Below are 25,588 nucleotides of genomic sequence, written 5' to 3'. Positions count from 1 at the left end.
GCAAGTTTTTTGCCTGATCCTCCAAATTTCATTTGTCATGGAAGGCCGCGCGAAAAGATCTATATTGGGCGCACATTTTCGTTGCGCTACTCGGCGTTCTTAAGAAAAAGCGGATATTTATGACGGTTTCGTTCAGCCCATTTCAGGAGATTGCCTCCACTCTTCTTCGCCATGCCCCGCATGACGGCGAGCATAAGACGCCGATTGAAAACCTGATTTTGAGCAGAAGAGGTTCCTCCACCGAGCCATGCTGCACGAGCTACCGGCCGTGCTTTGGCTTCATGGCGCAAGGCAAGAAGGCAATTTCTTTCGGTTCGGAGGATCTACACTTTCCGACAGGTCACTATTTGCTGAATTCTCTGGATCTCCCGGTCACCTGGAGAGTTGCCGAGGCGAGTGCCGAAACTCCCTATCTTTGCTTTTCCTTATTCATCGACCCCGCTGTTGTCAGCGATCTTTTGACCCGCATTGGCGCGCCTCCGTCAGCGTCATCCATCGAAGGCCAGCGCGGTCTGGTCATCAAGCCTGCGGTGCCAGATATTCTCGATGCGGCTTTGCGTCTCGTTCGCTTGCTGGACCGCCCGCAGGACATTCCGGTTCTCGCTCCACTCATCGAGCAGGAGCTTCTCTACCGGATTCTTTCGGGGCCGGACGGTACGCGTCTTCTCGCGATTGCGATGGCCGATAGCCAGAGCAACAAGATCGCCAGAGCCGTTGCCTGGCTTCGCGAAAATCACACGCGACCTTTACGCGTCGAAATGCTGGCCGAACATGTTGGAATGAGCGTTTCCTCATTTCATCACCATTTCAAAGCGGTGACGGCGATGACGCCTGTGCAATATCAAAAGCAACTACGTCTCCATGAAGCGCGGCGCTTGATGATCACCGAAGGGCTCGACGCAGGCAATGCAGGCCATCGCGTCGGTTACCAAAGTCAATCTCAGTTCAGCCGCGACTATAGCCGGCTTCATGGACTGCCGCCGGCACGCGATATTGATGCGTGGCGCTCGGCGCAGGCTGCTGTCTAGCCAAACCGAATATCCTCAAGACAGCAGTATTTTTAGTGCGGTGCAGCGACGAAAGTTGCTTGACGCGATTCCAACTTCGTCATAGAAAGCATGCGAACCGTACCGTACGGTACTTTTGAGGAATATGTCGTGTCCGCCGAAAATCTGGAGCCCAGCGAGTTTTCGTCCCGCCAAAACGCCGTTCTCGAGCAAGCGCTGCAGCTGCTTGTCGAAGGTGGGGAGAAGGCGTTGACGACGTCAGGTCTTGCGCGCGCCGCCAGTTGTTCCAAGGAAAGCCTTTACAAGTGGTTTGGCGATCGCGACGGCTTGCTCTCGGCGATGATCGCCTACCAGGCGAGCAAGGTTCGCACTGTCGAATTGCATGGGGAGCGGATGACGCCTGCTGCCTTGCGCGAGCATTTGACAGTCTTCGCAAAAGATCTTCTCGAGGTCCTTGCGGGCGATGTCTCACTAGCACTCAACAGGCTTGCGATCGGGCAATCGCATCGTTCGGGTTCCAAGCTTGGGCGTCTTTTGATCGAGCGGGGGCGGCGTCAGATCGATCGTCGCGCCATGGCTCTGATCGATGCCGGAAAGCGTGGCGGTGTCCTGCGATTTAACGACGGCGACGAAGCCTATCATACGTTGTACGGGCTCATTGTCTCGGATTTGCATGTGCGCATGCTTCTCGGCGAGCCTTCCATCAAGGACAGCGGCAAAAAGGCGGAAAGGGCGGTTGATGCTTTTCTGCAGCTTTACGGTACGGAAAAGGCAAAAGCGGATATTCCGGCTCTGACCTGATCCATCAATCTTTCACTCACTAAACTTAAAGGGAAAATGTCCATGCGCGTCTATTACGATCGTGATGCAGATATCAATCTGATCAAGTCCAAGAAGGTCGCCGTGATTGGTTATGGAAGCCAAGGGCGTGCACATGCGCTGAACCTCAAGGACAGCGGTGCGCAAAATGTCGCCATCGCATTGAAGGCGGGTTCTCCGACCGTCAAGAAGGCTGAAGCGGATGGCTTTAAGGTCATGACGGTTGCCGAAGCCGCTGCCTGGGCAGACCTGATGATGATGGCGACGCCAGACGAATTGCAGGCCGATATCTATAAGGCCGACATTGCTCCTAACATTCGCGATGGCGCGGCCATCGCTTTTGCCCACGGCCTCAACGTGCATTTCGGCCTGATCGAGCCAAAGGCTTCAGTCGACGTTGTCATGATCGCGCCGAAGGGTCCGGGTCACACAGTTCGCGGTGAATATCAGAAGGGCGGCGGCGTCCCCTGCCTCGTTGCTGTTCATCAGAACGCTTCGGGAAATGCGCTGGAGCTTGCGCTGTCATACGCTTGCGGCGTTGGCGGTGGTCGTTCGGGCATCATCGAAACCAGCTTCAAGGAAGAGTGCGAAACCGACTTGTTCGGCGAACAGGTTGTTCTTTGCGGCGGCCTGGTGGAGCTGATCCGTGCAGGCTTTGAAACGCTTGTCGAAGCCGGATATGCGCCGGAAATGGCTTATTTCGAGTGCTTGCATGAAGTGAAGTTGATCGTCGACCTTATTTATGAAGGCGGCATCGCCAACATGAACTATTCGATCTCCAACACTGCCGAGTGGGGCGAATATGTCACCGGACCGCGTATCATCACGGCCGAAACGAAAGCTGAAATGAAGCGCGTCCTGACCGACATTCAGACGGGTCGCTTCACGTCTGAATGGATGCAGGAATACCGCTCGGGTGCTGCGCGCTTCAAGGGTATCCGCCGCGTCAACGACGCTCACCAGATCGAGGAAGTCGGTGCCAAGTTGCGCGGCATGATGCCTTGGATTGGCAAGAACAAGCTAGTCGACAAGTCAGTCAACTAATGCATGCCCCGTTTGAACGATTGTTTGAGCGCGTCAACTAAAGATGTAACATGATTGCAGAGAGCCGGTGCGAGCTTCGTGCCGGCTCATTTTCGTTGTCGAAAGAAGCGGAGATAAAAGCGAGCAACGATTCAAGACCGCTTCTTGTACTGCAACATCGATAAGGAAGTCATCTCCGAAAATCAGGCGGATTGATTAGGGAAGCGCGAGGTTTTGTCGCTCCCGATAAACTTGCCGGGCACTAGGCCCAAGCATTCCATTAATGGCTCAAACTGGCGGCTGACCGTTGATGTGATTGGCAATCATTTTGCTCCAAGAAGCCTATAGAAGCGCCAACTGTGTCAGCTATACAAAATGACTTAAGATGGGCAGCGGATATAATAGAAAACGCCCGCTGCGCGAGCAGCAGGCGTTTTGAGCGATCGTCTTGGGAGGAAGCGTTCGCTTAGGTGATTTTCGTGTATTAGCGGCCAACAGCCTGGCGAGCGACGCGCTGAATATCGCCACGGTCGATGCCAAGGTCGTGAAGTTCGCGGTTGCTCATGCGGCCGAGTTCGCTAACGGTCTGACGATACTTGCGCCAATTTGCGAAAGAACGGGTGATGTTCATGGTCTTTGCCCTTTTCTAGCGTTTTGACCGGCTCTTTAACATCCTGACCGGTCCCTCATCTGATGGTTTGAATATAGTGATTGCGGGCTCCCACGAACAGAAACAAGAATACAAGTCACCTATGCATATAATGCAAATCTAACCGATTGAACCGATTTCACGGCAAGTAATCTGATTAAGGATTGAGCAAACATATTTCGGCGCGCGTGCTCATCGATATATCGAACTATGGCTGGGTCATGAAATGTTCTTGTTTGTCGGCGGGCGGTGATCTTGCGCGGTTCGTCTTCCATGTGTGGCGTAAGCCTTTGCCCCTCCAACCTATCAATTCACCGCGCCATCCCCAGCATCCGTTCGGCGCGCCATGGTGGCTAAATAACTGAATTTATTTTGCTAAATTTGTTTCACATGCAGCTAATCAATTTAACACTAGTTGTTAGAAGGAACGATAAGCCGAGGTGCGAAATGATTAGTTTTGAAAATCGGGCGCACGGCAACGACTGTGGACCGCATGGCTTGCTGCGAATCACGACATTTTGCTTGGAGGCTGTGAACGATGCCCATTTTTCGGGTATCAAGCAGTGCTTTGCCCGAATGAAAGCTATGCGTCTCTTGCATTTCCGAACGGCCGAACGGTGATTATGTCGCGCCTATGTTAAATTCGAGTTAAAAGGATAGATGTAAGCCTCGGAATTCTTATGACAAAGTTATAGCGTCAACGATACCTGGATTTATAACAACCAAAAGTCGCGTCAAAGAAAAAATATAGACATTATTGCACTTTTTCTTCCCTGATGCGTTTCGCGTCGCACATTTGTCGTTGAAGCAGGAGCTCCATGTATCGCAGTCGCTTGCAGAAAGATTTGTCGCTCTGGGTCGAACAAGGGCTGTTGCCTGACGCAACTGCCAAAGCTCTCCTTTCGGAGTACGATGCGCGCCAATCGAGTTTCAGTCTCGGCAAGGTTCTCGCGATCCTGGCTGCGGTTTTGATCGGCGTTGCGGTGATCATTCTGATTGCCGCAAATTGGGAAGCTATTCCCCGGCCAATGCGCCTCATCGGTATCGTTGCCGTTTTGTGGGCTGCTCACCTTGGTGCGGCTCTATTTTTAGCGCGCGGTGCGGCAATCACCGGCAATGCAATGCTGGTGTTCGGAGCCATCAGCTTCGGGGGTGCGATCTCGCTTGTGGGGCAAATGTATCACTTGTCCGGCGATCAGCAGACCGTGATGTATGTCTGGTTCTCGCTTTGCGCCATCTCGGCCGTCCTGTTCCGCTCGGCTGCGGTGACGGGTGTTGCCGCAGTTGTTGCCTGGGGCTCTTTCGCGACTTATCTCGATTTGATCGGCGCAGAATGGTCCGGGTTGGATTCCTGGGCGACGCCCGCTTTGGCCACAGCGTTGATTGTCCTGATCCGCTGGAGCGACGCCGGACCGGTGCGGCATCTGGCCTATCTTCTTTTCGTCGCTTGGTTTGCATGGCTGTATACGGTTTTCGACAGCGAAACCGTCGCTATCGTTTACTGTGTGGTTGGCATTGCCATGCTGGTGGCGATCAGCCTGACGCCCATACGGCATTCATCTTTGCTCAGGCCGGCCGGAATTGCTCCCGCCTTTTATGCTTTTCTGTTCGCTCTGCTGGGTTTCCTGTTCCTGCATGACAGCTTCTCGAGCGGTACGATATCCAGTGTGGTCCTGGCGGTTCTCGTTCTCGCTGCAGCCATTTTGGCCATCGTCCTCCAGGGGCGAGATAACGGTGCGGTCAGGTGGCTTGCTTACGCCGCCTTCGCCGGCGAAACACTTTATCTCGCAGAAAGGACCGTCGGGAGCATGTTAGGAACATCGGGGCTGTTTCTTGCGATGGGTCTCTTCGTTGCCGCGCTTGCCTATGCCGTCGTTCGAGCGGAAAAACTTCTGGCGGGAAAACGGAGGGTGTCGTCATGATCTCCAATCGTTGCATCGTTCGACCGCTGTGGGCCGCTGTGATCGTTGCTGCGCTGCAGACTGGCGTGATCGGCTACATGGTGCAAAGCCGCGCTGCCATTCTACGCAACGGAGCCGAGGTCGTTCTCAAGGCTGCACCCGTCGACCCGCGCGATTTGCTGCGCGGTGACTACGTCGTCTTAAGTTACGATATTTCCACTGTTCCGGTTGCCTCACTTGTGGGGCAGCAGCCAGGCTACAAGAATGACGCTCGTCTTTGGGTTCGTCTAAAACCTGAGGCCGATGGGTATTGGGCCGTAGCAGAATCGTCGTTCTCAGAACTTCCTGAGATGGCGGGAAGCGTAGTTATGCGAAGCCAGCCCTTCAAGGCCATAATGCTGTCACCCGATGGTGCGTTTCATGTAACCTACGGTATCGAGCGCTACTTCGTTCCCGAAGGAGAAGGGCATTTGCTCGAAGAGGCACGCCAGGCTGGGGCGGTGTCGATCGTTGCGCGCGTTTCCAATTCTGGCGAAGCGCAAATCCGCGATCTTCGTGTCGATGGCAAGCCGGTTTACCAGGAGCCGCTGTACTAAAATATGCAAAGGTTTGTGGGGAAGGCATAACTCCGTCACGTGAGCTTCATTTTTCCTTTGCCTCATCTGAAACGGGTGATATAGAGACGCCGCTCATGAGGGCCCAAGCGCAGGCAAATGCATGCGGTTGTCGCAGAAGCGGGTATGGTGAAATTGGTAGACACGCCAGATTTAGGTTCTGGTGCCGCAAGGCGTGGGAGTTCAAGTCTCTCTACCCGCACCAAGCTTGGATCGCAGACGCAAGTTTTGTGATCAGCTCTTCGCGATGACGCTGCGGTAGCGCAGTTCCCTTCGGGTGGAACGATGAAGGTTATAAAAGCCACGCCCGGCAATTTCCGGCGTCGTGCTCATTGAAACGAACGGCGTCTGGGCACGGCCGCCATGAATAAAGGTAGGAAGACATGCAGGTTACCGAAACGCTCGCTGAAGGGCTGAAGCGCGAAATCAAGGTCGTAATTCCGGCCAAGGACATGGAAAGCAAGATGAACGAGCGTCTTGCCGACGTGAAGGACAAGGTTCGCATCAACGGCTTCCGTCCTGGCAAGGTTCCGGTTGCGCACATCAAGAAGCTCTATGGCAAGTCGATCATGGCTGATCTCGTCAATGAGATCGTTCGCGAGCAGCCGACTGCTATTCTTTCCGAGCGTGGCGAAAAGTCTGCGACACAACCTGAAGTTTCGATGACGGAAGACAAGGATGAAGCCGAAAAGATCCTCGCTGCTGAGCAGGATCTTGAATTCACGCTCTCCTACGAAGTGCTGCCGCCGATCGAGCTGAAATCGTTCGAAGGTCTTAAGGTAACCCGCGAAGTCGTTGACGTTACCGACGAGGAAGTTGACGAGCAGGTCAAAAAAATCGCTGAAAGCGCCCGCACATACGAAACCAAGGACGGCGCCGCCGCGAACGACGATCGCGTTACGATGGATTACGTCGGGAAAGTCGACGGCGAAGCCTTCGAAGGTGGCACTGACAACGGCGCTGAGCTTGTTATTGGCTCAAACCGCTTCATCCCGGGCTTCGAAGAACAGCTTGTAGGCGTGAAGGCCGGCGACCAGAAGACGATCACTGTCACGTTCCCTTCTGATTATCCCGCAAAGAACCTTGCCGGCAAGGAAGCGACTTTCGACATCACCGTCAAGGAAGTGGCATCTGCTGGCGACCTCGAGATCAATGATGAACTCGCTTCCAAGCTCGGCATCGAGTCGGCTGAACGCCTGCGCGAGATCGTCCGCGGCCAGATCGAGTCGCAGTACGGTTCGGTGACGCGCCAGAAGATCAAGCGACAGATCCTCGACCAGCTCGATGAGATGTACAAGTTTGAAACGCCTGCTTCGCTGGTTGACGCCGAATATAACGGCATCTGGTCGCAGGTGAACAACGATCTTGCTCAGTCCGGCCGCAGCTTCGAAGACGAAGACACCACGGAAGAAAAGGCGCAGGAAGAGTATAAGAAGCTTGCAGAGCGCCGCGTTCGTCTTGGTCTCGTTCTCTCTGAGATCGGTGAAAAGGCAGGCGTCGAAGTCAGCGAAGAGGAAATGCAGCGCGCCATCTACGACCAGCTCCGTCGTTATCCTGGCCAGGAAAAGCAGATTCTCGAGTTCTTCCGCAGCCAGCCGGGCGCAGCTGCTTCGATCCGCGCACCGATCTTTGAGGAAAAGGTCATCGATCATCTGCTTAGCCAGATCGACGTAACCGACAAGAAGGTTTCGAAGGAAGAGCTGATGGCAGAAGACGAAGAAGCCGGCTCCGAAGAAACCAAGAAGTCTGCTCCCAAGAAGAAAGCTGCAAAGGCAGAAAATTCCGAGGGCGAGGCATCTGACGCTCCAAAAAAGAAGGCTGCGTCCAAGAAGAAGGCTGCTGACGAGAGCGCCGAATAATTTCTCCGTTTCTGACGGAAATTGCTTTCGAAGGGCTCCGCTTGCGGAGCCCTTTTTGCATTTAGCTGGAGCTTGGTAAGGCTATAGTATGATTTGAATAATGGATGCCGTGCTTCAGCGGCAATGTTAGGCAGTCCGGCATGCATCAAAACAGAACGCCTCCTGTGCTTCATGCGTTAGAGAAATTGCGCGGCCGGATACGTAAGTCGCTGCGTTTATCGAAAGATCTTCCGAGAATTGGTCCCGATGCTGCGCCGACCGGGTCTCTTGCGCCTTGCAGTATCCGAGCAAATCCTTATTCTCGAATGCGCTGACCAGCCCCAAAGAGCCTTGCGCCAATCTCACTGATATGGCCCGCCTCTTCAACGCTTTCCATTTTGTCATTCTTACGAATCGTCGCGATTCCGAATGATGCCGAACTGCTTTCCGGAGGAGACCCCGATATGTCTTGGAAACCTGCTGAAAATCGTTACGACACGATGACCTATAACCGCGTCGGCCGATCTGGCCTCAAATTGCCTGCCGTTTCGTTTGGTTTATGGCATAACTTCGGGGACGACACGCCGCATATGCGCAAGGTGGAGATGTGTCGCACCGCCTTTGATCTCGGGATTACACATTTCGATCTCGCCAACAATTATGGCCCGCCTCCTGGTACCGCCGAAATTGCTTTTGGCGAGATATTGAAGACCGAATTCTCCGGTTTGCGCGATGAACTGATTATTTCGTCGAAGGCTGGATACAACATGTGGCAAGGCCCCTATGGCGAATGGGGCAGTCGCAAGTATCTCGTTGCATCATGCGATCAGAGCCTGAAGCGGATGGGCCTGGACTATGTCGATATCTTTTATTCGCATCGATTCGATCCAGACACACCGCTTGAAGAGACATGTGGAGCGCTCGATTACATCGTTCGATCGGGCAGGGCGCTTTATGTCGGGATCTCTTCCTACAATTCCCAGCGCACACGCGAAGCCGCCGCGATCCTGAAGTCTCTTGGGACCCCATGCCTCATTCATCAGCCAAGCTATTCGATGCTGAACCGCTGGGTCGAGACGGATGGATTGCTCGATACGCTTGATGAGGTCGGCATGGGATCGATCGTGTTTTCCCCGCTCGCGCAAGGCATGCTGACGACCAAGTATCTTGGCGGCATTCCAGACGATAGTCGCGCAGCAAAAGATCATTTTCTCAAGAAGGATTTCATCCGTCCTTCAATCATCGATAACATTCGCGAGCTTAACGCCATCGCAGAGCGTCGCGGTCAGACTTTGGCCCAGATGGCGATTGCTTGGGTCTTGAGAGGTGGCAGAGTAACCTCCGCGTTGATTGGCGCCAGCCGTGCCGAGCAGATCATCGACTGCGTCAATGCGCTCAAGGCTCCAAATTTCACCTCCGAAGAATTGGCCGAGATTGATCGCTACGCCCGCGAAGCTGACGTCAATCTATGGGCGAAGTCGGCCGAGTTGGAATAGCGCTTTACCTTAACAGGGGCAGGGCATGCCTGCCTCCGCTAAGGTCTCAAGGCTATGCCATTGTTACAGTAAAGTAATTTTTATTTCAGTTTTCATTCATGTTCTGAAAGTTAGGGTGCTAACCGTATCAACAGGAGGTTACATCCATGAAAAAAATCGCAGCTCTTCTTCTTTCGGCTACCGTCCTAGCGGCTCCGCTGCTTTCAGCCGGACAAGCTGCAGCCTATGATCATCGGCGCGGCCCTGTCGTTGAAAAGAAGGTTATCATCAAGAAGCACTCGTGGAAGCGCGGTCACCGCGTGACACGCGAAGAACGCCGGTATTTCCGCAGCGTGAACGACTATCGTCGTTATCGTCTCGCGGCGCCGCCACGTGGCTACCACTGGGTGCGCGTCGACAACCGCTTCCTGCTTGTCGGCATTACGTCCGGTCTTATCAGTCAGGTCATTATCGCCCGTTGAGGGGCACATCTGAGATCCCATTTTCAAAGAGCGCATCGGGTCTTTCCGGGTGAGATATCGATGAAATGAGTTAAAGGTATAGAGAGGACGGTCAGATTGGCGGCCGTCCTCTCATCGCTTTGGATAAGGGATCCAATCCCAATTTGTGGAGGATCGCTTCGAGTAACCACACGACCCTGTGAGCGTCCAGGCGTTCAGCCCTCTTGCGAAAGGCAGCTTTTCAAGTTCTGCGCTATATTTTGCATCAGTGTGAAGTAAAGATCTGGGCCTGCGGGCAAAGATGTCCCCTCTGGGTCAAGAACGCCTGCCTTTGCATCTGTCCCTTCGAGGGCGGTATCGATAAGCCGCGATTGGAACTGCGGTTCGGCGAAAACGCAGGTTGCGCCGAGTGAGGTGATTTTTGTATGGATCTGTGAAAGACGTTCAGCGCCTGGCAGGGTTTCGGGGCTCACGGTGATTGAGCCTGCCACCTTCACGCCATAGCGATGCTCAAAATATTGATAGGCATCGTGGAAAACAATGAAGGGTTTATTGGCCACGGGAGCTACGGTCGTCTTGATTTGCTGATCCAGCGTGTCGATGCGATCTGACAAGGCGGCAGCATTGTTTTGATATGCAAGTGCGTTCCTGGGATCTGCAGCTGAGAGGGCTGTGGTGATTTCAGCGACCATCGCCTTTGCATTCATGGGATCAAGCCAAAGGTGGGTATCAAACTGGTCGTGGGCGTGATCCTGATCTTCGGAACCATGGCTGTCATGGTCCTCATCACTATCGGCTTCGAAGGGGCCACCCGCGCGATATTTTAGCTTTACAAGGTTCGGCGCCTCATCAAGCTCAGCGACAATTGTCTCCGGTCCAAGATCTGAAAGCGGCTTCGTCAGGAAGGTTTCGAGACCAGGCCCCATCCAGAAGACGACTTTGGCGTTTTGCAACGCGCGCGCATTCGAAGGCTTCATGGCATAGGTGTGTGGCGAGGCAGAGCCATCGACGATGAGTTCAGGTGTCCCGACACCCTGCATAACGGATGCAACCAAGGAATGTAATGGCTTTATCGACGTCACGACAACCGGTGTGTCAGCGGCCGTTGCATGTCCGGCAAGCATGGATGCCGAGAAAGCCATCGGGATTAAGACCGATTTCATCTGGAAGTCCTTTAAAGTATAGCGTTATGTTATTACATAGATTGAGTTATGCTATAACGTGTGCGATAGCGGTGAGCAACATCACCTTCGGATAAATAATGAATTCTCCTAGGCAATCGAAAGCGGATCTGTTGGTCAACCTTTCCGGGGTTGGCGTGTGGAGGGATGGTCGCTGGCTGATCCGCCATGTTGACATTAGCGTGTCCCGCGGCGAGATCGTTACCTTGATCGGTCCGAACGGATCGGGGAAGTCAACAAGCGCAAAAGTTGCGTTGGGTATCTTGCGCCCCGACGAAGGCAGGGTTTCGCGAGCTGAGCGATCCGTTGTGAGTTACGTTCCACAAAAGCTGGCCATCGATTGGACATTACCGCTTTCCGTCCGTCGCTTGATGACGCTAACACGCCCGCTTAAGACTGCTCAAATCGAGGCGGCGCTTGAAGCTGTCGGTGTGGCGCACATGATCGAGGCTGAGGTGCGGCATCTGTCAGGCGGGGAGTTTCAGCGGGTCTTGATGGCCCGTGCGATAGCACAAAAACCGGATCTGCTTGTCCTCGACGAGCCTGCTCAAGGCGTCGATTTTTCAGGAGAGATCGCGCTTTACGAGCTCATCCGTAAGATTCGCAATGAAAGTGGCTGCGGTATCCTGTTGATTTCCCACGATCTCCATGTGGTGATGGCGGAGACGGATACGGTGATCTGCCTTAATGGCCATGTTTGCTGCCGCGGTACGCCGCAAGTTGTCAGCCGCAGTGAGGAATATGTGCGGCTGTTCGGCAGCCGCGCTGCCGGTGCGCTTGCCGTTTACAGTCACGAGCATGATCATACGCATCTGCCGGATGGGCGCGTGCGGCATGCGGATGGCTCGTTGACAGCAAATTGCCATCCATCCGACGGCAATCACCATGATCATCATCATCATGGACATGGCCATGAAGAGAACGTAGAGCCTGGCGAAAGGTCACGCCATGTTTGACGACTTTTTCTTGCGTGCCATCATCGCGGGGGTTGGTGTTGCTTTGACGACCGGCCCGCTGGGATGTTTCATCGTCTGGCGAAGGATGGCTTATTTTGGCGATACGATTTCCCACTCGGCTTTGTTGGGCGTTGCGCTTTCACTGCTCTTTGAGCTGAACCTGACGGTCACGGTCTTCGTCGTTGCCGCCATTGTATCGGTTCTGCTGCTTTTGCTTCAGCGTCGGCAAGGTCTGTCCGCCGATGCGCTTCTCGGCATCCTGTCGCATTCGACACTCGCCATTGGCCTCGTCATGGTTGCCTTCATGACCTGGGTTCGTGTCGATTTGATCGGTTTCCTCTTCGGCGACATCCTTGCCGTATCAAAAGCGGATATAGCGCTTATCTGGGGGGGCGGAGTTGTCGTCGTGGGCTGTATAGCTTGGCTATGGCGGCCACTTCTTGCCGGTACGGTGAGCTCGGAGATTGCCGAGGCTGAGGGACTGGCTCCAGAGCGTGCGCGCTTCTTCTTCATGCTGTTGATGGCGCTGGTGATCGCGATCGCCATGAAGGTCGTCGGCATCATGCTAATTACGTCGCTCTTGATCATTCCGGCTGCGACGGCCCGTCGATTTGCCTCGACACCCGAGACGATGGCGGTGGTGGCTTCTCTTATTGGAGCGGTCGCCGTCATCGCAGGTCTTTTTGGATCGCTGACCTACGATACCCCTTCGGGACCTTCGATCGTTGTTGCGTCTCTCGTCTTTTTTATCATCAGTCTTTTGCCGAAGCCGCATAGCCGACGTGGCGGTGTGATCGGAGGAAATCGATCATGAGCTTGCAATCCTTGACCCGCAACCAGTCAATGGTCTTTGACGTTCTCGAAAAAGCGGAAGGCCCCCTCAGCGCTTACACGATCCTAGATCGGCTTCGAGATCAGGGCTTCCGCGCGCCTCTGCAGGTGTACCGAGCGCTGGATAAGCTGATCGAATATGGAGTGGTCCATAGGCTTGAGAGCATCAATTCGTTCGTTGCCTGCGCTCATCCCCAGGAGAATTGCCACGGACACGGTACCGTTGCCTTCGCTATATGCGAAAGCTGCGGGAACGTGATCGAATTTCATAATCACGATGTAGACCACAAGCTGGCTGACTGGGCAAAGTCGCGCGGCTTCAAGGCCGAAAAAACGACTATCGAAATTCGCGGTCTTTGTGAGAACTGCCAATCGTGACGTTAGCGCCAGAACATGTCTGGTGACCGCGTTTTCTGCGGAGATATGCTATCCGTCCAGCCGCTCAAGGTTTTTGGAAAAACGCTTCCAGTTTGCGACGTATTTTTCTGCTGAGAGCTTTAATAAGGCAATTGCGTTGTCGTCCAACTGCCGGATCGCCCTCGCAGGCGCACCGACGATGAGGCTCCGATCGGGGTACTCCTTGCCTTCGGTGATCAGGGCATTCGCGCCGACCAAGCAGCTTCGGCCGATTCGGGCTCCATTCAAAACCGTCGCGCCCATGCCGATCAAAGAGCCTTCACCGATCGTGCAGCCGTGAAGAATGGCGTGGTGGCCGACGGTGCAGCCGGCTCCAATCGTGAGAGGAAATCCGGGGTCGGTGTGAAGCATCACACCTTCCTGAATATTTGTTCCCGCTCCGATCGCGATCGCCTCATTGTCACCGCGTGCGACCGCGCCGAACCAGATACCAACATCTTCCGCAACGATTACGCTGCCAATGACATGAGCGTCCGGCGCGATCCAGAAGCGCTCGGGTGAGGGGAGCATTGGCATGACGCCATCAAGCGCATAGATCGCCATGCGATCCTCCTTGCCATGCCTTATGCGACTTTTAACGAAAGAGTGGCGATCCCTTCAATACCGCAATCGATCCGATCGCCAGATACAACGGCGCCGACCCCTGCAGGCGTTCCCGTCATGATGATGTCACCGGCGGCAAGTTCGAAAAGCTTTGATAATTCTGCGATGATTTCCGGGACGTTCCAGATCATCTGAGAAAGGTCCCCATCCTGCGCGCGCGTGCCGTTGCGGTCGAGATAGATCCGCCCACTGGATGGATGACCAATCCGCTCCGCAGGAACGATGGCAGACACAGGCGCGGAATGTTCGAAGGCCTTGGCTGCCTCCCATGAGCGGCCCTGTTTCTTCAATTGTGCCTGGAGATCACGACGGGTGAAGTCAATTCCGACTCCATAGCCATAGATGAGTGCTTGCGCGGCATCGAGAGAGATGTCCTTGCCCCCGCCTTTCAGTGCGACAATACATTCGACCTCAAAATGCACGTCGTTGGAATGCGGCGGATATGGAAAGTCCTCGTTAACAAGAAGGTTCTGTGGGTTCTTTTGAAAAAAGAATGGTGGTTCGCGATTTGGATCATGCCCCATTTCAATCGCGTGATCCGCATAGTTGCGTCCGACACAGTAGACCCGCCGGACGGGAAACAATGCGGCATTGCCGTCAACGGGCAAAAGCACAGGCTGGGGAAGAGGGATGACTGTCTCGGGAGAGTTCGACATGCGACTGCACTTCCATGATTGGTGTTAGCTAAGCAAACTTAAGGGCAAAGTCGGGTCGGATGAAGCCTCAATGAGCACCCTACCGTCTTTTTCTGTTCTTGCTGTTTCGAGCTCAGAACCTCAGGCGATCTCCGCTCTCTCGGCTTCGGTCAGGTCCACAGCGGCGAACGCGGCTGCCAAGACCTCTGGGCCGGCCCCGTCGCGAGCGGCATCCGTTGATAGAATTTGCCGATAGCGCCGCGCCCCAGGAAGGCCCGAAAACAAGCCGACCATATGGCGGGCCACATGCTGCAAACGCCCCCCGCTTTCAATATGGCGCCGTGCATAGTCCATCATCGCGTCACGCAGGACCATCCAATCGCCTTGAAAAGGTGAAGCGCCATAAAAGCGGTGATCGACGTCAGACAGGAGTGCTGGTGTCTGATAGGCAGCCCGGCCAAGCATGACCCCATCGACATGTTTGAGATGATGTTCCGCTTCATCGAGTGTGGCGACACCGCCATTAATGCCAATGAAGAGATCGGGACGCTGGGCTTTCATACGGTAAACGATGTCGTAATCGAGCGGCGGGATCTCGCGATTTTCTTTTGGTGACAGACCCTTGAGCCAAGCCTTGCGGGCATGGATCCAGATCGCATCTGCTCCTGCGTCGACGACTTGATTGATCAAGGCAGGCAGGGCGCGCTCGGGATCCTGCTCATCGACACCAATACGACATTTAACGGTGACAGGGACGGTGGCTACCTTCTTCATAGCCTCCACGCAAAGAGCGACCACATCAGGCGTCAGCATCAGGCATGCACCGAACGTGCCGGATTGAACCCTATCGGATGGGCATCCCACATTGAGGTTGATTTCGTCGTAGCCATAGGGTTCGGCGAAGGCGATAGCCTTTGCCAGTTTGGCGGGATCTGACCCACCGAGTTGAAGCGCGACCGGATGCTCGCTGCTGTCAAAGGATAGGAGGCGCTCCCGTGGGCCATGGATGATAGCGTCGGCGACCACCATTTCCGTGTAGAGCAGCGCATTCCGGCTCAGGCGACGGTGAAAATAGCGACAGTGCCGATCGGTCCAGTCGATCATGGGCGCTACGGCGAAAACTTTTGCAGAATTGGTCACTCAAGCGCCATTTCATATTGATGATAGTTGCGCCGACGCCAGTTGACGGCAGCTATGCCGCAAATTCTCATCGTGAGCGGAGTGGCGAGATTTGGGCGATCGTATAGCAAAACATAGAAGAGGTGTCCAGGAAAGCAGCGGGAAGTGGTCACCTAGCTTGTTAAGAGCGATCCCGCCTTGCTGTCTCCCCGACTTGGATGTCGCCAGACACGCTTGTGACGGAGCCGCCAATCTTCTCGCACGTCACGTCGCCGGACATCGTTCCCACGTCACCAAGGACATCCCTGCAATGGACGTCCCCGCTCATTGTTATAACGCTGCCGCATGAACCGCTTACGTTGATTTCGGCGACGGTACCATCAATACGATCCACATCGCCATAGACGCTCACACTCACCGGTCCCGTCAAGCTGTCCGACTGCTCGACGCCATCTATCGTGACTTTGCTATTTGAGATTTGTTACGCTCTTGCCGAAAAACTCTCGGTCGTCGATGATGATTTTTGCAACGTTTTTCAGGACCGATCTGAACTCTCTCATTTTCATCGCGGCTTCCTCTATAATGCAAAGCGGCGCGGGAATCTGACCGGACATGGCAACCATCTTGTCATGGATTAGCGTCTCTCCACGTCATGCAGAGGAAGCTGGCGCTCAGCCTCGAGAGCCACCATTGCGCAGCTGAAAATATCGACTGATTGAAATCGCTAAAATACATACTACTGTATTTTTCGAGGCATGATGTTCAAACCTCGCCATGTCACTAAGCTCACGACCAGTTCAGCGTGGTCTGAGAAGCCAATCATCGAAGCAACGGGTTCGTCATCCGTTGCTCCTGTGGCGTAGCGCGGTCGATTGCGCGATACACCGTCTTTGATGATCTTCTTTAAGCCTGATATTGCAGGCTGTAGGAAAGATCAGTCCAGCAATCTTTGGCATAAGCGCCTTTATGCGGCGCAACTCGCCAGTAGCTGTTCGTCAGGCTCTACAGATCGCGAAGCGCGCTGCAAAGCGACGACTTAAGCTTCCGAAATGTTGACAGCCTTCGGACCCTTGCCCATGCGATCCGGCTCGGTGTCAAAAGTAACTTGCTGACCTTCACGCAGAGACTGAAGCCCGGAAGCCTGCAACGCGGAAACGTGAACGAAAACGTCCTTCGCGCCGCCATCTGGCGTGATAAAGCCGAAGCCCTTATCCTGGTTGAAGAATTTTACGGTGCCCTTCATGGCCATGGGGAGAAGTCCTTTTCCCTTGTTCAAGTGTTATCCGCGCCCCTCCAAGGGAACGGACGGCTTTGCTTTCGTGCATTGGCACGACGAGCTCAGTCGTTAAGCACGGTCGGAGAAAGAACGTCTAGGAAGGCGCAAGCACCAACCGCCTCTTTTGGAAACCCGAAGGAGGCACTACCACATCAGTCCAGTCACCGGCATGTAAATGCCCGAGCGACGTGAGTGGTGCCAGTAAACAACGAAAAAGGCAAGCGTCATTCTGTGGCGCGGAATGAAAAAGCTCTTCAGGTAAGGGGTGTTAGGTCCGAATGAGGCCTCTGCGCTGCATACGTTGATGGGCTACCGATTGACTTATTTCCTGGCCGTCAATTTGCCGTAAAAAGCGACGCCGGCGATTGTCTTCAGGCTCATATTTTTTGCCAACAATCGCACAGTCTGGGGGCGCCAGACTTTTGCTTTCCAACACAGGGCTTGACGTTGAGGTTACCTCAACGTCCAGGTCGTCCCGTTTTTCCCTTTGTTCGACCTTTACGGCGGCTTTCGCCTGGATCCTCATAGGAACCTACGCCTGTCTTGCCGCGTACGAGCGGCCGCACGTCCTTACCCTGTTCCGGCATGCCCTCCAACAACGGAGAAAAACGCTTCTTGCTCGATCGTGATTCATCCGGCCTATCTGGCATTTTCCCAGTTACCGGCTTCTCCGTCCGTCCGACCGTCATTTCGTCAAGCGAATTCTTGCGAAACAGCGGAGTTGCCGTATCAGTGCCAGACCCCATGTCGTCGAGGCCAGGTTTCGCAAAATAACTTGCCTGCGCCGTTTCAACGAATTTTGGAGCCTTTGAAGATGCGCCTTTTCCTTCGACGCTTCGAGCTTCTTCCTTGGCGATCGGGTCGTCCATTGTTGCAAGCTCTGCCGCCTTCAGTCGCTTGATCTCGTCTCGCAAGCGCGCTGCCTTCTCGAAATCGAGATCCGCGGCAGCATCGCGCATCTGTTTTTCGAGCGCGTTGAGGTGAGACTGCAGATTGTTGCCGACGAGATGTCCGCCTTCGGCGAAGCCCTTTCCGGATGCGCCGGAGATGTCGGCACGGACGTGATCGCGCTCGTACACGGAGTCGAGAATATCCGAGATACGCGCCTTCACGGATTCCGGTGTAATTCCGTGTTCGGCGTTGTATGCCATCTGCTTTTCGCGGCGACGGCTGGTCTCGTCCATTGCTCTTTGCATCGATCCAGTGATGGTGTCTGCATAAAGAATGACCTTCCCATCGACGTTACGCGCAGCGCGTCCGATGGTCTGGATAAGCGATGTTTCTGAGCGGAGGAAGCCTTCCTTATCAGCATCCAGAATAGCGACGAAGCCACATTCAGGAATGTCGAGACCCTCGCGCAGCAGGTTGATGCCGACGAGCACGTCAAAGGCGCCGAGTCGTAAGTCGCGAATGATCTCAATGCGTTCGAGCGTGTCGATATCCGAGTGCATATAGCGCACGCGCACGCCCTGTTCATGCAGATATTCGGTCAGATCCTCCGCCATGCGCTTCGTGAGGACGGTGCAGAGCGTACGATAGCCCTTGGCAGCGGTCTCGCGAATTTCTCCCAAAACGTCGTCGACCTGGCTCTTCGCCGGTCTCACTTCGACCGGGGGATCGATCAGGCCGGTGGGACGAATGACCTGTTCGGCAAAGACACCGCCGGACTGGTCCAACTCCCATCCGCCAGGCGTTGCCGAAACGGCGACTGTGAGAGGCCGCATCGCATCCCATTCCTCAAATCGAAGCGGACGGTTATCCATGCAGGAGGGCAGTCTGAATCCATATTCGGCTAGCGTTGCCTTGCGACGGAAGTCGCCGCGGTACATGGCACCAATTTGCGGAATGGTGACGTGACTTTCGTCTATAAAAATGATGGCATTGTCGGGCACATATTCGAAAAGTGTCGGTGGCGGTTCGCCTGGCGCGCGACCGGTCAAATAGCGGGAATAGTTTTCAATCCCCGCGCATGAGCCGGTTGCCTCCAGCATCTCGATGTCATACCGCGTGCGCTGTTCCAGACGCTGCGCTTCAAGAAGCCGGCCCGCCTTCTCCAGTTCGACCAGCCGATGTTTCAGCTCTTCCTTGATCGCCTTGATCGCGCCGTTCAATGTTGGTCGGGGCGTTACATAGTGCGAGTTCGCATAGATCTTAACGGATTTCAGGTCGCCCGTCTTTTGACCCGTCAGAGGGTCAAACTCGGTGATTGCGTCGATCTCGTCGCCAAACATTGAAATCCGCCAAGCCGCGTCTTCCAAGTGGGCGGGAAAGATCTCAATCGTATCACCGCGAACGCGGAATGAGCCACGCACAAAATTGATGTCCTGCCGCTTGTACTGCTGCGCCACAAGATCGGCGAGAAGCTGACGTTGGTCGAGCCGGTCGCCGACCTGCATTTGGAAGGTCATCGCCGTATAGGTTTCGACGGAGCCGATACCGTAAATGCAGGATACGGATGCGACAATGATGCAGTCGTCTCGTTCGAGCAAGGATCGGGTCGCGGAGTGCCGCATACGGTCGATCTGCTCGTTGATCGACGATTCCTTCTCGATGTAGGTGTCCGAGCGCGGGACATAAGCCTCCGGCTGATAGTAATCGTAGTAGGACACAAAATATTCGACTGCGTTGTTCGGGAAAAAGTTTTTAAACTCCGAATAGAGTTGGGCCGCGAGCGTCTTGTTGGGTGCCAAGATGAGGGCAGGGCGCTGAGTCTCCTCGATGACCTTGGCCATGGTAAAGGTCTTACCCGAACCAGTGACGCCGAGCAGGACCTGGCTGCGTTCGCCGCTTTCCAATCCCTCGGCCAAATCCCGAATGGCAGTTGGCTGGTCGCCTGAGGGGCTGTAATCGGTTACCATCTCAATGCGGATGCCGCCTTCCGACTTCGCGGGACGGGCAGGGCGGTGCGGTGTCCAGATCTTGCCGTTCTTATGCAGCGGGTTGCCGCTCTCAATCAGCTTGCCCAGGGCTTCGACCGTTGCGGTCACGCTGCCTGCTGCTAGAGTGCCCGCATCCTCCAGGGAGACATCGAGGCCAGAGACGGGGTTGAGCCCAGCGGCGGCACGCGTCTTCGGATCTGACGATCCGCCGATCGAAACGCCTCTAGATGTCTTGGATGCCGTGGTGTTCTTTGCGGTGCGGCTATCGCCCTTAGCGGCCGGTTGCTCTGCCTGCCGCCGCGCTTCATTCTCGACCTTGCGCCGATGCTTGCCCGCTTTCGACGCTATATCCCGCTGGCTCTCAATGGAGGAAGCTTCTGCCTCCGCTTCAAGCTGCTTTACCCAGTCGGCGACGCTGCCATGTAGAGGCGCGCCTTCAAAACTCGATTGCGGGGCTTCCTCGAAACCGGTCGAGGGGGCGGATTTCTTGGGAGATTTTGCCATGCCGTCAATATGGGCATTCTTGTGGACGAAGGAAAGAGGCATGGGAGTACAAAGCGGAAACAAATCGCGTTCTTATCTTCGCGATCTCGCTCCTCAAGAAGAGTCTCTGCATGCCCATGTTGCCGGTCAGGTGGCCTAGGGTGACAAGCAGCCCGCTTCCCATTATGATCTTACGCCATCAGAGGCTCTGAACGGGTCGGCAGCGACGTTGGTTCATTTCTCTTCACCTGCCGCAATTGCCAACCCCTGCTCCAGTCATCGCGTCGATACTGTCATTTTACGAAACAGCGATCGGTTTCATCTGGCGACGTTCGCATTGTTTCCAAACTGCGACATACTCGACGCGGGAACGGACTCCGTTTTAGGTCATCAAGATGATGCACGCTTGGCGCGTCCTTTTATTTTTCTTGCTGCCTCCAGAAAAAGTCTCGCGATAGCTTTTTGTTAATCACTCTACCGTTAAGTAAGCCCTGCGCGGGTCAGGTATTGCGTCCCGCTGCTTTCATGTTCAGGCCGAGTTTTCACGTCCTATCGCTGATGCGCGCACCCGGTGCCGATGTCAGTGATTGTCGATTGGCTTAGGTTTGCCGTCTTCATCCAGTGCAACCATAATGAACGTGCCAGCCGTCACCTTTTCCAGCTTTGCATATCGCGACCGATGTGCCCACACATCGACGGACAGCGTGATTGACGTACGGCCGACGCGCGTAATCTCCGTATAAATCGACAGCGTATCTCCGATTTTAACTGGCAATTCGAACGCCATTTCCTTCACAGCAGCTGTTACGACCCTGGCATGGGCTCTTTCGGCGGCGCGGATACCTGCTGCCAAATCCATCTGCGCCATTACCCAGCCACCGAAGATGTCTCCCGCTGGATTTGCATCTGCAGGCATCGCGAGCGTGCGCAGCGTCAATTCGCCATTCGGTTTTATGTTGTCTTCGCTCATTGTGGTTCCCCAGTTTCGTCTCTTCTGGGTAATTCGCTCTTTGCTGACGAGCAAGGCGAACAAAGCGCGATCACCAGCTTCATACCTCATCTATTGCCAGTTTTGTCCCTTACAGGTGACAATTCATGCTGGATGCGTGGGGCGGTAAGCTTTCATTCACCCTTTCTAATTAATTTGAAGCTGCGTTTTTCCGGTCACGGGGCTCGTTTAGCGGAAGCGATGAAAGTATGGCGTTTATATCCTTCACGCGAAAGAGCTTGTCGGCAGCTCTATTCTCGCTTGCTTTGACCGCATGTTCTTATGACGGTTTTGTTCCGCCTGAGCGGATCGACAATGGTGTAAAAGTCAGTTCCATTCCCAGAGCGCGCGCTCGTGCGGTTGAGACGCAAACGCAGCGCGGCTATGCTGCGCCTGCAACGCCGGTGGTCACGACCAGCGACGATTATCTGAATACACCCAATCTGGCGGGAACTGATCCAACCGCTTCCCAACAGCCGTCTCGCAGTCTGCCAAAGATCGATAGCGACGAAGCAATGGCTGGTGCGCAGGGAGCGGCGACGGGTCTTGCCCGGCAATCGACAACATGGGGAGGGGCGCAACCTCTGGCGGCTCCTTCTGGCGGCGTCAATATGGACGCCGAGCTGGGCGTCGCGCCTGTAAAGGGCCTTGCCGAGGAAGAGCAGCAGCAAATTGCCGAAAGCGGGACGGAAGAGCCTGTCGTTGACGGCATCGGTAGCCAAACACCTGTGGCTGTGAAGCGATCAAGGCTGCCTGAGCCGCAAGCTGGTGACGAGATCAGCAGTATGCCGCCGCAAGGCACGAGTCGGGAAGTCGCGATGTTGCGCCCTTCCAATCCACTGATCGATGCTCCCCAGACACCTCTGATTCCTCAGGCCATGCCGTCTTCTGAAATCGCCTGCCGCCGCGAGCTCAAGCGGCTGGGGGTCGATTTTGTTGATAAGCCGCCAATCAGCCAAGGCCCGGCCTGCCAGGTCCCCTATCCAATTTCACTGCGCGGGCTTTCCGGCAATATCGACGTGAAGCCCTCGGTCACACTGAACTGCCAAGTCACGCTAGCTTTCGCGAAATGGGTCAAGAATGATCTCGCCCCGGCCGCCCGCACCCGTTACTGGTCGGGCATTGGCCGGATCGAGCCAATGGGCGGCTATTCATGCAGACGGATGAACAATAGTCGCCAGCGCTATAACCCGATGTCAGAACACGCGAAGGGCAACGCAATCGATGTCGGTGCGATTGTTTTGAAGAACGGCCATGAGATTGATATTCGCAAGAAGGGCTTTTTCGCGTTTCGCGAGCGCGGGCTGCTGAAAGCCGTTCGTAGCGATAGTTGCCAATACTTCAACACAGTGCTTGGCCCAGGCAGCAACCCGGAACACTGGAACCATTTCCACTTTGATCTGCGCGATCGCGCCAGTGGCAAGATTTACTGCGACTGACACGCTGCCTAGGGGCATTGACTGGCAGTAAGAGTGCTGCCGGTCGCTCTCCGTTCCATTTCAGTGCATAGATATCAGAACGATGCGTTACGGCGACCTTCACATCAACGGGTGAAGGCATCGTACCGATCGGCGCGTGTTTAGTTTTCCCACAGCATCATCGCGGGCTAGGATCTCCCTTCCAGCCTTTTGGTTCACCGTTGCCCATTGTTTCGCCTCTTTCCTTTCCAAAATCCGGCGCTAAAACGAAGGCATATGCGAATTTAGAAGGTTTTCTCATGCATGCATTTCTGAAGCACACCGCACTGCTATTGGCCCTGTCAGTTCCGCTGACGCCTCTTGCCGCATCCGCACAGGAAAAGAGCGTGCCTCAAAGCCAGACGGAGATGCAGCTTTCCTTCGCACCTCTCGTCAAACGCACTGCAGGTGCGGTGGTCAATGTCTATGCGGAAAAGACAATTCGCCGCCAATCTCCCTTTGCGGGTGATCCATTCTTCGAGCAATTCTTCGGTCAGCAAATGCCGAACCGCACGGAGAAGCAATCCTCGCTGGGATCAGGCGTTATCATCGAAGCCAATGGCACGGTCGTCACCAATAATCACGTGATCGAAGGTGCCGACGACATCAAGATCGCGCTGGCCGACGGCCGCGAATTTCCCTGTAAGGTCGTGCTCAAAGACGATCGGCTCGATCTCGCCGTGCTGAAAATCAATGGCAAGGGCGATTTCCCGACACTGCCGATCGGAAATTCAGACAATGTCGAGGTCGGTGATCTCGTTCTTGCAATCGGTAATCCATTCGGTGTTGGCCAAACGGTCACGAGCGGTATCGTCTCAGCCCTTGCACGCAATCAGGTCGTCAAGAACGAGTTTGGCTTCTTCATTCAGACCGATGCTTCGATCAATCCCGGCAATTCTGGGGGCGCCCTCATGAACATGAAGGGCGAACTGATCGGCATCAATACGGCGATCTTTTCGCGTGGCGGCGGTTCCAACGGGATTGGCTTCGCCATTCCGGCGAATCTCGTCAAAGTCTTCCTGGCCTCGGCCGATTCAGGCGCAAAAAGCTTTGAACGTCCCTATGTTGGTGCCACCTTCGATGCTGTGACGTCCGATGTGGCGGAGGCGCTGGGACTTAACAAAGTTCGTGGCGCCTTGATCGTCAAGGTCACGCCAGACAGCCCGGCAGCGAAAGCCGGATTGAAGGCCGGGCAGGTCATTACGGCGGTCGATGGTGTGGAGGTTGAACATCCCGATGCGCTGCTCTACCGATTGACGACGGCGGGCCTTGGCAAGACGGTCAAGCTTAATGTGCTTGAGGGCGGCAAGCCCCGCGAGGTGCCGATGCAGCTGGACCGCGCTCCCGAAACGCAGCCTCGCGATCGGCGCACCATCGGCGGCGCATCGCCCTTCACCGGCGCCGTTGTAGAGAACCTTTCGCCACGTGTTGCTGATGAGTTGCGGATGTCGAGCGATTCAACAGGTGTTGTCGTTGCTGATCTGGCAGATGGCTCACCGGCGGCTCGGCTCGGTTTCCAACCGCGTGACATCATTATTTCCGTCAATGGCAGCGAAATCAAAGATACGCGGCAGCTTGAAACGCTTGCGGGGCAGGGCGCGGGTCTGTGGCGTGTCGAGGTCGATCGCGATGGTCAGCGTCTTCGTCAGTTCTTCCGATGAGCGATGATCTTTTCGCACCTCGCATTCCCGAAGAGGTCGCCAACCGGCGACCCCTTGCCGATCGGCTTCGTCCGAAAACTTTAGGTGAGGTCACAGGACAAGCGCATCTAACCGGTGAAGACGGCGTCCTTCGCCGGATGATTGCCTCCGGTTCTCTGGGCTCCATGATATTCTGGGGACCTCCAGGCACCGGCAAGACGACGGTGGCGCGTCTTCTGTCGGGCGAGGCCGGCCTCGCCTTCGAACAGATCTCTGCGATTTTTTCCGGCGTCGCCGACCTCAAGAAGGTTTTTGAGGCTGCGCGCTTGCGACGTATCGACGGACGGCAGACTCTTCTCTTCGTGGATGAAATTCACCGGTTCAACCGTGCCCAGCAGGACGGCTTTCTGCCCGTGATGGAGGACGGGACGGTCATTCTGGTCGGCGCGACCACCGAAAATCCAAGCTTCGAGCTCAATGCCGCTTTGCTTTCGCGCGCCCGCGTTCTGACGTTCAAGCCTCACGACGAAGAGAGCTTGGCAGAATTGTTGAAGCGCGCCGAGACGGTGGAGCAAAAGCCTCTGCCCTTGACTGACGAGGCGAGAGGCAGCCTCCTGCGAATGGCCGATGGAGACGGTCGAGCGGTACTGACGCTTGCCGAAGAGGTGTGGAGAGCGGCGCGCGCCGATGAGGTTTTCGACAGTCAGGCGCTGGCGCAGATCGTCCAGCGCCGCGCTCCAGTCTACGATAAGGCGCAAGATGGTCATTATAATCTGATATCGGCGCTGCATAAATCGGTACGCGGTTCTGATCCGGATGCGGCTTTGTACTACCTTTGCCGGATGTTCGATGCTGGTGAAGACCCGCTCTACATAGGACGCAGGCTTGTGAGGATGGCTGTGGAGGATATCGGCCTTGCCGACCCGCAGGCGCTTGTTATCTGCAATGCTGCCAAGGACGCCTATGATTACCTCGGTTCACCTGAAGGCGAACTCGCTCTGGCCGAGGCCTGCGTTTATCTCGCGACGGCTCCGAAGTCGAACGCGGCATACGTCGCCTTCAAGTCGGCGATGCGCGCTGCCAAGGAATACGGTTCGCTCCTGCCCCCGAAGCATATTCTCAATGCACCGACGAAACTCATGAAGGGTGAGGGGTATAGCGAAGGTTATCGCTACGATCATGATGAGCCGGACGCCTTCTCCGGACAGGATTATTTTCCCGAGAAGATGGGCCGAAAGACATTTTACGACCCACCCGAACGCGGGTTCGAACGCGATATCCGCAAGCGTCTGGACTGGTGGGAAAAACTGCGCAAAGAGCGCCAGCAAATCTGATC

Annotated in this window: 23 protein-coding genes and 1 tRNA gene; 15 read left to right on the top strand and 9 right to left on the bottom strand. The window is 55.2% G+C overall.

Features of this window, described 5'->3' with window-relative positions; all coding sequences use genetic code 11:
• The first annotated feature begins 119 nt into the window (after positions 1-119).
• The 3 genes from VQ830_RS04815 to ilvC all read left to right on the top strand — a co-directional run bounded on the left by VQ830_RS04815 (position 120) and on the right by ilvC (position 2,870).
• Complete coding sequence (locus tag VQ830_RS04815) at positions 120-1,028, top strand: AraC family transcriptional regulator (RefSeq protein ID WP_337266933.1); 909 nt, start codon at positions 120-122, stop codon at positions 1,026-1,028.
• 129 nt (positions 1,029-1,157) lie between these two features.
• Positions 1,158-1,808, top strand: coding sequence for a TetR/AcrR family transcriptional regulator (locus VQ830_RS04810; protein ID WP_337266932.1), 651 nt, complete (start codon positions 1,158-1,160; stop codon positions 1,806-1,808).
• A gap of 42 nt (positions 1,809-1,850) precedes the next feature.
• On the top strand, positions 1,851-2,870 hold the full coding sequence (gene ilvC, locus VQ830_RS04805) for a ketol-acid reductoisomerase (protein WP_337266931.1): 1,020 nt from the start codon (positions 1,851-1,853) through the stop codon (positions 2,868-2,870).
• A gap of 463 nt (positions 2,871-3,333) precedes the next feature.
• Here the strand turns inward: ilvC and VQ830_RS04800 are convergent, their stop codons facing one another.
• Positions 3,334-3,480, bottom strand: coding sequence for a DUF1127 domain-containing protein (locus VQ830_RS04800; RefSeq protein ID WP_337266930.1), 147 nt, complete (start codon positions 3,478-3,480; stop codon positions 3,334-3,336).
• An 836-nt stretch (positions 3,481-4,316) separates the two neighbouring features.
• Here VQ830_RS04800 and VQ830_RS04795 point away from each other — a divergent pair.
• From VQ830_RS04795 to VQ830_RS04770, 6 genes are all read left to right on the top strand, one after another.
• A complete protein-coding gene (locus tag VQ830_RS04795) occupies positions 4,317-5,420 on the top strand; it encodes a DUF2157 domain-containing protein (RefSeq protein WP_337266929.1) in 1,104 nt (367 codons plus the stop codon).
• Complete coding sequence (locus VQ830_RS04790; RefSeq protein ID WP_337266928.1) at positions 5,417-5,995, top strand: GDYXXLXY domain-containing protein; 579 nt, start codon at positions 5,417-5,419, stop codon at positions 5,993-5,995. Before VQ830_RS04795 ends, VQ830_RS04790 begins: the two co-directional genes overlap by 4 nt.
• Positions 5,996-6,133: 138 nt before the next feature.
• Positions 6,134-6,218, top strand: a tRNA-Leu gene (locus VQ830_RS04785).
• Positions 6,219-6,396: 178 nt separating this feature from the next.
• Entirely contained in the window at positions 6,397-7,872 is a 1,476-nt protein-coding gene (gene tig / locus VQ830_RS04780) for a trigger factor (protein ID WP_337266927.1), read from the top strand.
• A 443-nt stretch (positions 7,873-8,315) separates the two neighbouring features.
• Positions 8,316-9,347, top strand: coding sequence for an L-glyceraldehyde 3-phosphate reductase (gene mgrA / locus VQ830_RS04775; protein WP_337266926.1), 1,032 nt, complete (start codon positions 8,316-8,318; stop codon positions 9,345-9,347).
• A 146-nt stretch (positions 9,348-9,493) separates the two neighbouring features.
• Complete coding sequence (locus VQ830_RS04770; protein ID WP_337266925.1) at positions 9,494-9,808, top strand: RcnB family protein; 315 nt, start codon at positions 9,494-9,496, stop codon at positions 9,806-9,808.
• A gap of 194 nt (positions 9,809-10,002) precedes the next feature.
• On the opposite strand, the gene VQ830_RS04765 is transcribed toward VQ830_RS04770, so the two are convergent.
• On the bottom strand, positions 10,003-10,950 hold the full coding sequence (locus tag VQ830_RS04765; RefSeq protein WP_337266924.1) for a zinc ABC transporter substrate-binding protein: 948 nt from the start codon (positions 10,948-10,950) through the stop codon (positions 10,003-10,005).
• Positions 10,951-11,048: 98 nt separating this feature from the next.
• Here VQ830_RS04765 and VQ830_RS04760 point away from each other — a divergent pair, with 98 nt between their 5' ends.
• Genes VQ830_RS04760 through VQ830_RS04750 form a run of 3 tightly spaced genes read left to right on the top strand, consistent with a single transcriptional unit; the run spans position 11,049 to position 13,133 of the window.
• Positions 11,049-11,924 carry an ATP-binding cassette domain-containing protein gene (locus VQ830_RS04760; RefSeq protein ID WP_438617253.1) on the top strand — a complete coding sequence of 292 codons (876 nt, stop codon included), beginning with the start codon at positions 11,049-11,051 and terminating at the stop codon, positions 11,922-11,924.
• Complete coding sequence (gene znuB / locus VQ830_RS04755; RefSeq protein WP_337266923.1) at positions 11,917-12,738, top strand: zinc ABC transporter permease subunit ZnuB; 822 nt, start codon at positions 11,917-11,919, stop codon at positions 12,736-12,738. Before VQ830_RS04760 ends, znuB begins: the two co-directional genes overlap by 8 nt.
• Positions 12,735-13,133, top strand: coding sequence for a Fur family transcriptional regulator (locus VQ830_RS04750; RefSeq protein WP_337266922.1), 399 nt, complete (start codon positions 12,735-12,737; stop codon positions 13,131-13,133). Before znuB ends, VQ830_RS04750 begins: the two co-directional genes overlap by 4 nt.
• A 48-nt stretch (positions 13,134-13,181) precedes the next feature.
• On the opposite strand, the gene VQ830_RS04745 is transcribed toward VQ830_RS04750, so the two are convergent.
• The 7 genes from VQ830_RS04745 to VQ830_RS04715 all read right to left on the bottom strand — a co-directional run bounded on the left by VQ830_RS04745 (position 13,182) and on the right by VQ830_RS04715 (position 21,137).
• A complete protein-coding gene (locus tag VQ830_RS04745) occupies positions 13,182-13,715 on the bottom strand; it encodes a gamma carbonic anhydrase family protein (RefSeq protein WP_337266921.1) in 534 nt (177 codons plus the stop codon).
• A 20-nt stretch (positions 13,716-13,735) separates the two neighbouring features.
• Complete coding sequence (locus tag VQ830_RS04740) at positions 13,736-14,431, bottom strand: fumarylacetoacetate hydrolase family protein (RefSeq protein ID WP_337266920.1); 696 nt, start codon at positions 14,429-14,431, stop codon at positions 13,736-13,738.
• 120 nt (positions 14,432-14,551) lie between these two features.
• Positions 14,552-15,550, bottom strand: a complete 999-nt coding sequence (gene dusA, locus VQ830_RS04735) for a tRNA dihydrouridine(20/20a) synthase DusA (protein WP_337266919.1) — start codon at positions 15,548-15,550, stop codon at positions 14,552-14,554.
• A 160-nt stretch (positions 15,551-15,710) separates the two neighbouring features.
• Positions 15,711-15,959: a hypothetical protein gene (locus VQ830_RS04730; protein ID WP_337266918.1), complete on the bottom strand. Its 249-nt coding sequence runs from the start codon at positions 15,957-15,959 to the stop codon at positions 15,711-15,713.
• Positions 15,960-16,565: 606 nt separating this feature from the next.
• Entirely contained in the window at positions 16,566-16,778 is a 213-nt protein-coding gene (locus tag VQ830_RS04725; RefSeq protein WP_337266917.1) for a cold-shock protein, read from the bottom strand.
• 485 nt (positions 16,779-17,263) lie between these two features.
• Positions 17,264-20,188, bottom strand: a complete 2,925-nt coding sequence (uvrB, locus tag VQ830_RS04720) for an excinuclease ABC subunit UvrB (RefSeq protein WP_337266916.1) — start codon at positions 20,186-20,188, stop codon at positions 17,264-17,266.
• Positions 20,189-20,747: 559 nt separating this feature from the next.
• On the bottom strand, positions 20,748-21,137 hold the full coding sequence (locus tag VQ830_RS04715) for an acyl-CoA thioesterase (protein WP_337266915.1): 390 nt from the start codon (positions 21,135-21,137) through the stop codon (positions 20,748-20,750).
• 227 nt (positions 21,138-21,364) lie between these two features.
• Between VQ830_RS04715 and VQ830_RS04710 the strand changes: the two genes are divergently transcribed.
• The 3 genes from VQ830_RS04710 (at position 21,365) to VQ830_RS04700 (ending at position 25,586) form a co-directional block, all read left to right on the top strand.
• The gene (locus VQ830_RS04710; protein ID WP_337266914.1) at positions 21,365-22,594 is read left to right on the top strand and encodes an extensin-like domain-containing protein; all 1,230 of its coding nucleotides are present in this window, start codon (positions 21,365-21,367) and stop codon (positions 22,592-22,594) included.
• Positions 22,595-22,872: 278 nt separating this feature from the next.
• Positions 22,873-24,273 (top strand): DegQ family serine endoprotease, encoded by a 1,401-nt coding sequence (locus tag VQ830_RS04705; RefSeq protein WP_337266913.1) that lies wholly within the window; start codon positions 22,873-22,875, stop codon positions 24,271-24,273.
• Positions 24,270-25,586: a replication-associated recombination protein A gene (locus VQ830_RS04700; protein WP_337266912.1), complete on the top strand. Its 1,317-nt coding sequence runs from the start codon at positions 24,270-24,272 to the stop codon at positions 25,584-25,586. The genes VQ830_RS04705 and VQ830_RS04700 overlap by 4 nt, the downstream gene beginning before the upstream one ends.
• The last annotated feature ends 2 nt before the right edge of the window (positions 25,587-25,588 follow it).

Origin of the sequence: Oryzifoliimicrobium ureilyticum, assembly GCF_037199735.1 — a bacterium.
Classification (GTDB): domain Bacteria; phylum Pseudomonadota; class Alphaproteobacteria; order Rhizobiales; family Rhizobiaceae; genus Rhizobium; species Rhizobium ureilyticus.
Note: the sequence above shows the minus strand (reverse complement) of the source record. Positions and strands in the feature narration are given on the sequence as shown.

What these genes read in the sequence shown, in the direction of transcription:
- VQ830_RS04815 (WP_337266933.1), top strand. Translation starts at nt 120, where the DNA reads ATGACGGTTTCGTTCAGCCCATTTCAGGAGATTGCCTCCACTCTTCTT.
- ilvC (WP_337266931.1), top strand. Translation starts at nt 1,851, where the DNA reads ATGCGCGTCTATTACGATCGTGATGCAGATATCAATCTGATCAAGTCC.
- VQ830_RS04800 (WP_337266930.1), bottom strand. Translation starts at nt 3,480, where the DNA reads ATGAACATCACCCGTTCTTTCGCAAATTGGCGCAAGTATCGTCAGACC.
- VQ830_RS04795 (WP_337266929.1), top strand. Translation starts at nt 4,317, where the DNA reads ATGTATCGCAGTCGCTTGCAGAAAGATTTGTCGCTCTGGGTCGAACAA.
- VQ830_RS04790 (WP_337266928.1), top strand. Translation starts at nt 5,417, where the DNA reads ATGATCTCCAATCGTTGCATCGTTCGACCGCTGTGGGCCGCTGTGATC.
- tig (WP_337266927.1), top strand. Translation starts at nt 6,397, where the DNA reads ATGCAGGTTACCGAAACGCTCGCTGAAGGGCTGAAGCGCGAAATCAAG.
- mgrA (WP_337266926.1), top strand. Translation starts at nt 8,316, where the DNA reads ATGTCTTGGAAACCTGCTGAAAATCGTTACGACACGATGACCTATAAC.
- VQ830_RS04770 (WP_337266925.1), top strand. Translation starts at nt 9,494, where the DNA reads ATGAAAAAAATCGCAGCTCTTCTTCTTTCGGCTACCGTCCTAGCGGCT.
- VQ830_RS04765 (WP_337266924.1), bottom strand. Translation starts at nt 10,950, where the DNA reads ATGAAATCGGTCTTAATCCCGATGGCTTTCTCGGCATCCATGCTTGCC.
- VQ830_RS04760 (WP_438617253.1), top strand. Translation starts at nt 11,049, where the DNA reads ATGAATTCTCCTAGGCAATCGAAAGCGGATCTGTTGGTCAACCTTTCC.
- znuB (WP_337266923.1), top strand. Translation starts at nt 11,917, where the DNA reads ATGTTTGACGACTTTTTCTTGCGTGCCATCATCGCGGGGGTTGGTGTT.
- VQ830_RS04750 (WP_337266922.1), top strand. Translation starts at nt 12,735, where the DNA reads ATGAGCTTGCAATCCTTGACCCGCAACCAGTCAATGGTCTTTGACGTT.
- VQ830_RS04745 (WP_337266921.1), bottom strand. Translation starts at nt 13,715, where the DNA reads ATGGCGATCTATGCGCTTGATGGCGTCATGCCAATGCTCCCCTCACCC.
- VQ830_RS04740 (WP_337266920.1), bottom strand. Translation starts at nt 14,431, where the DNA reads ATGTCGAACTCTCCCGAGACAGTCATCCCTCTTCCCCAGCCTGTGCTT.
- VQ830_RS04725 (WP_337266917.1), bottom strand. Translation starts at nt 16,778, where the DNA reads ATGGCCATGAAGGGCACCGTAAAATTCTTCAACCAGGATAAGGGCTTC.
- uvrB (WP_337266916.1), bottom strand. Translation starts at nt 20,188, where the DNA reads ATGGCAAAATCTCCCAAGAAATCCGCCCCCTCGACCGGTTTCGAGGAA.
- VQ830_RS04715 (WP_337266915.1), bottom strand. Translation starts at nt 21,137, where the DNA reads ATGAGCGAAGACAACATAAAACCGAATGGCGAATTGACGCTGCGCACG.
- VQ830_RS04710 (WP_337266914.1), top strand. Translation starts at nt 21,365, where the DNA reads ATGGCGTTTATATCCTTCACGCGAAAGAGCTTGTCGGCAGCTCTATTC.
- VQ830_RS04705 (WP_337266913.1), top strand. Translation starts at nt 22,873, where the DNA reads ATGCATGCATTTCTGAAGCACACCGCACTGCTATTGGCCCTGTCAGTT.
- VQ830_RS04700 (WP_337266912.1), top strand. Translation starts at nt 24,270, where the DNA reads ATGAGCGATGATCTTTTCGCACCTCGCATTCCCGAAGAGGTCGCCAAC.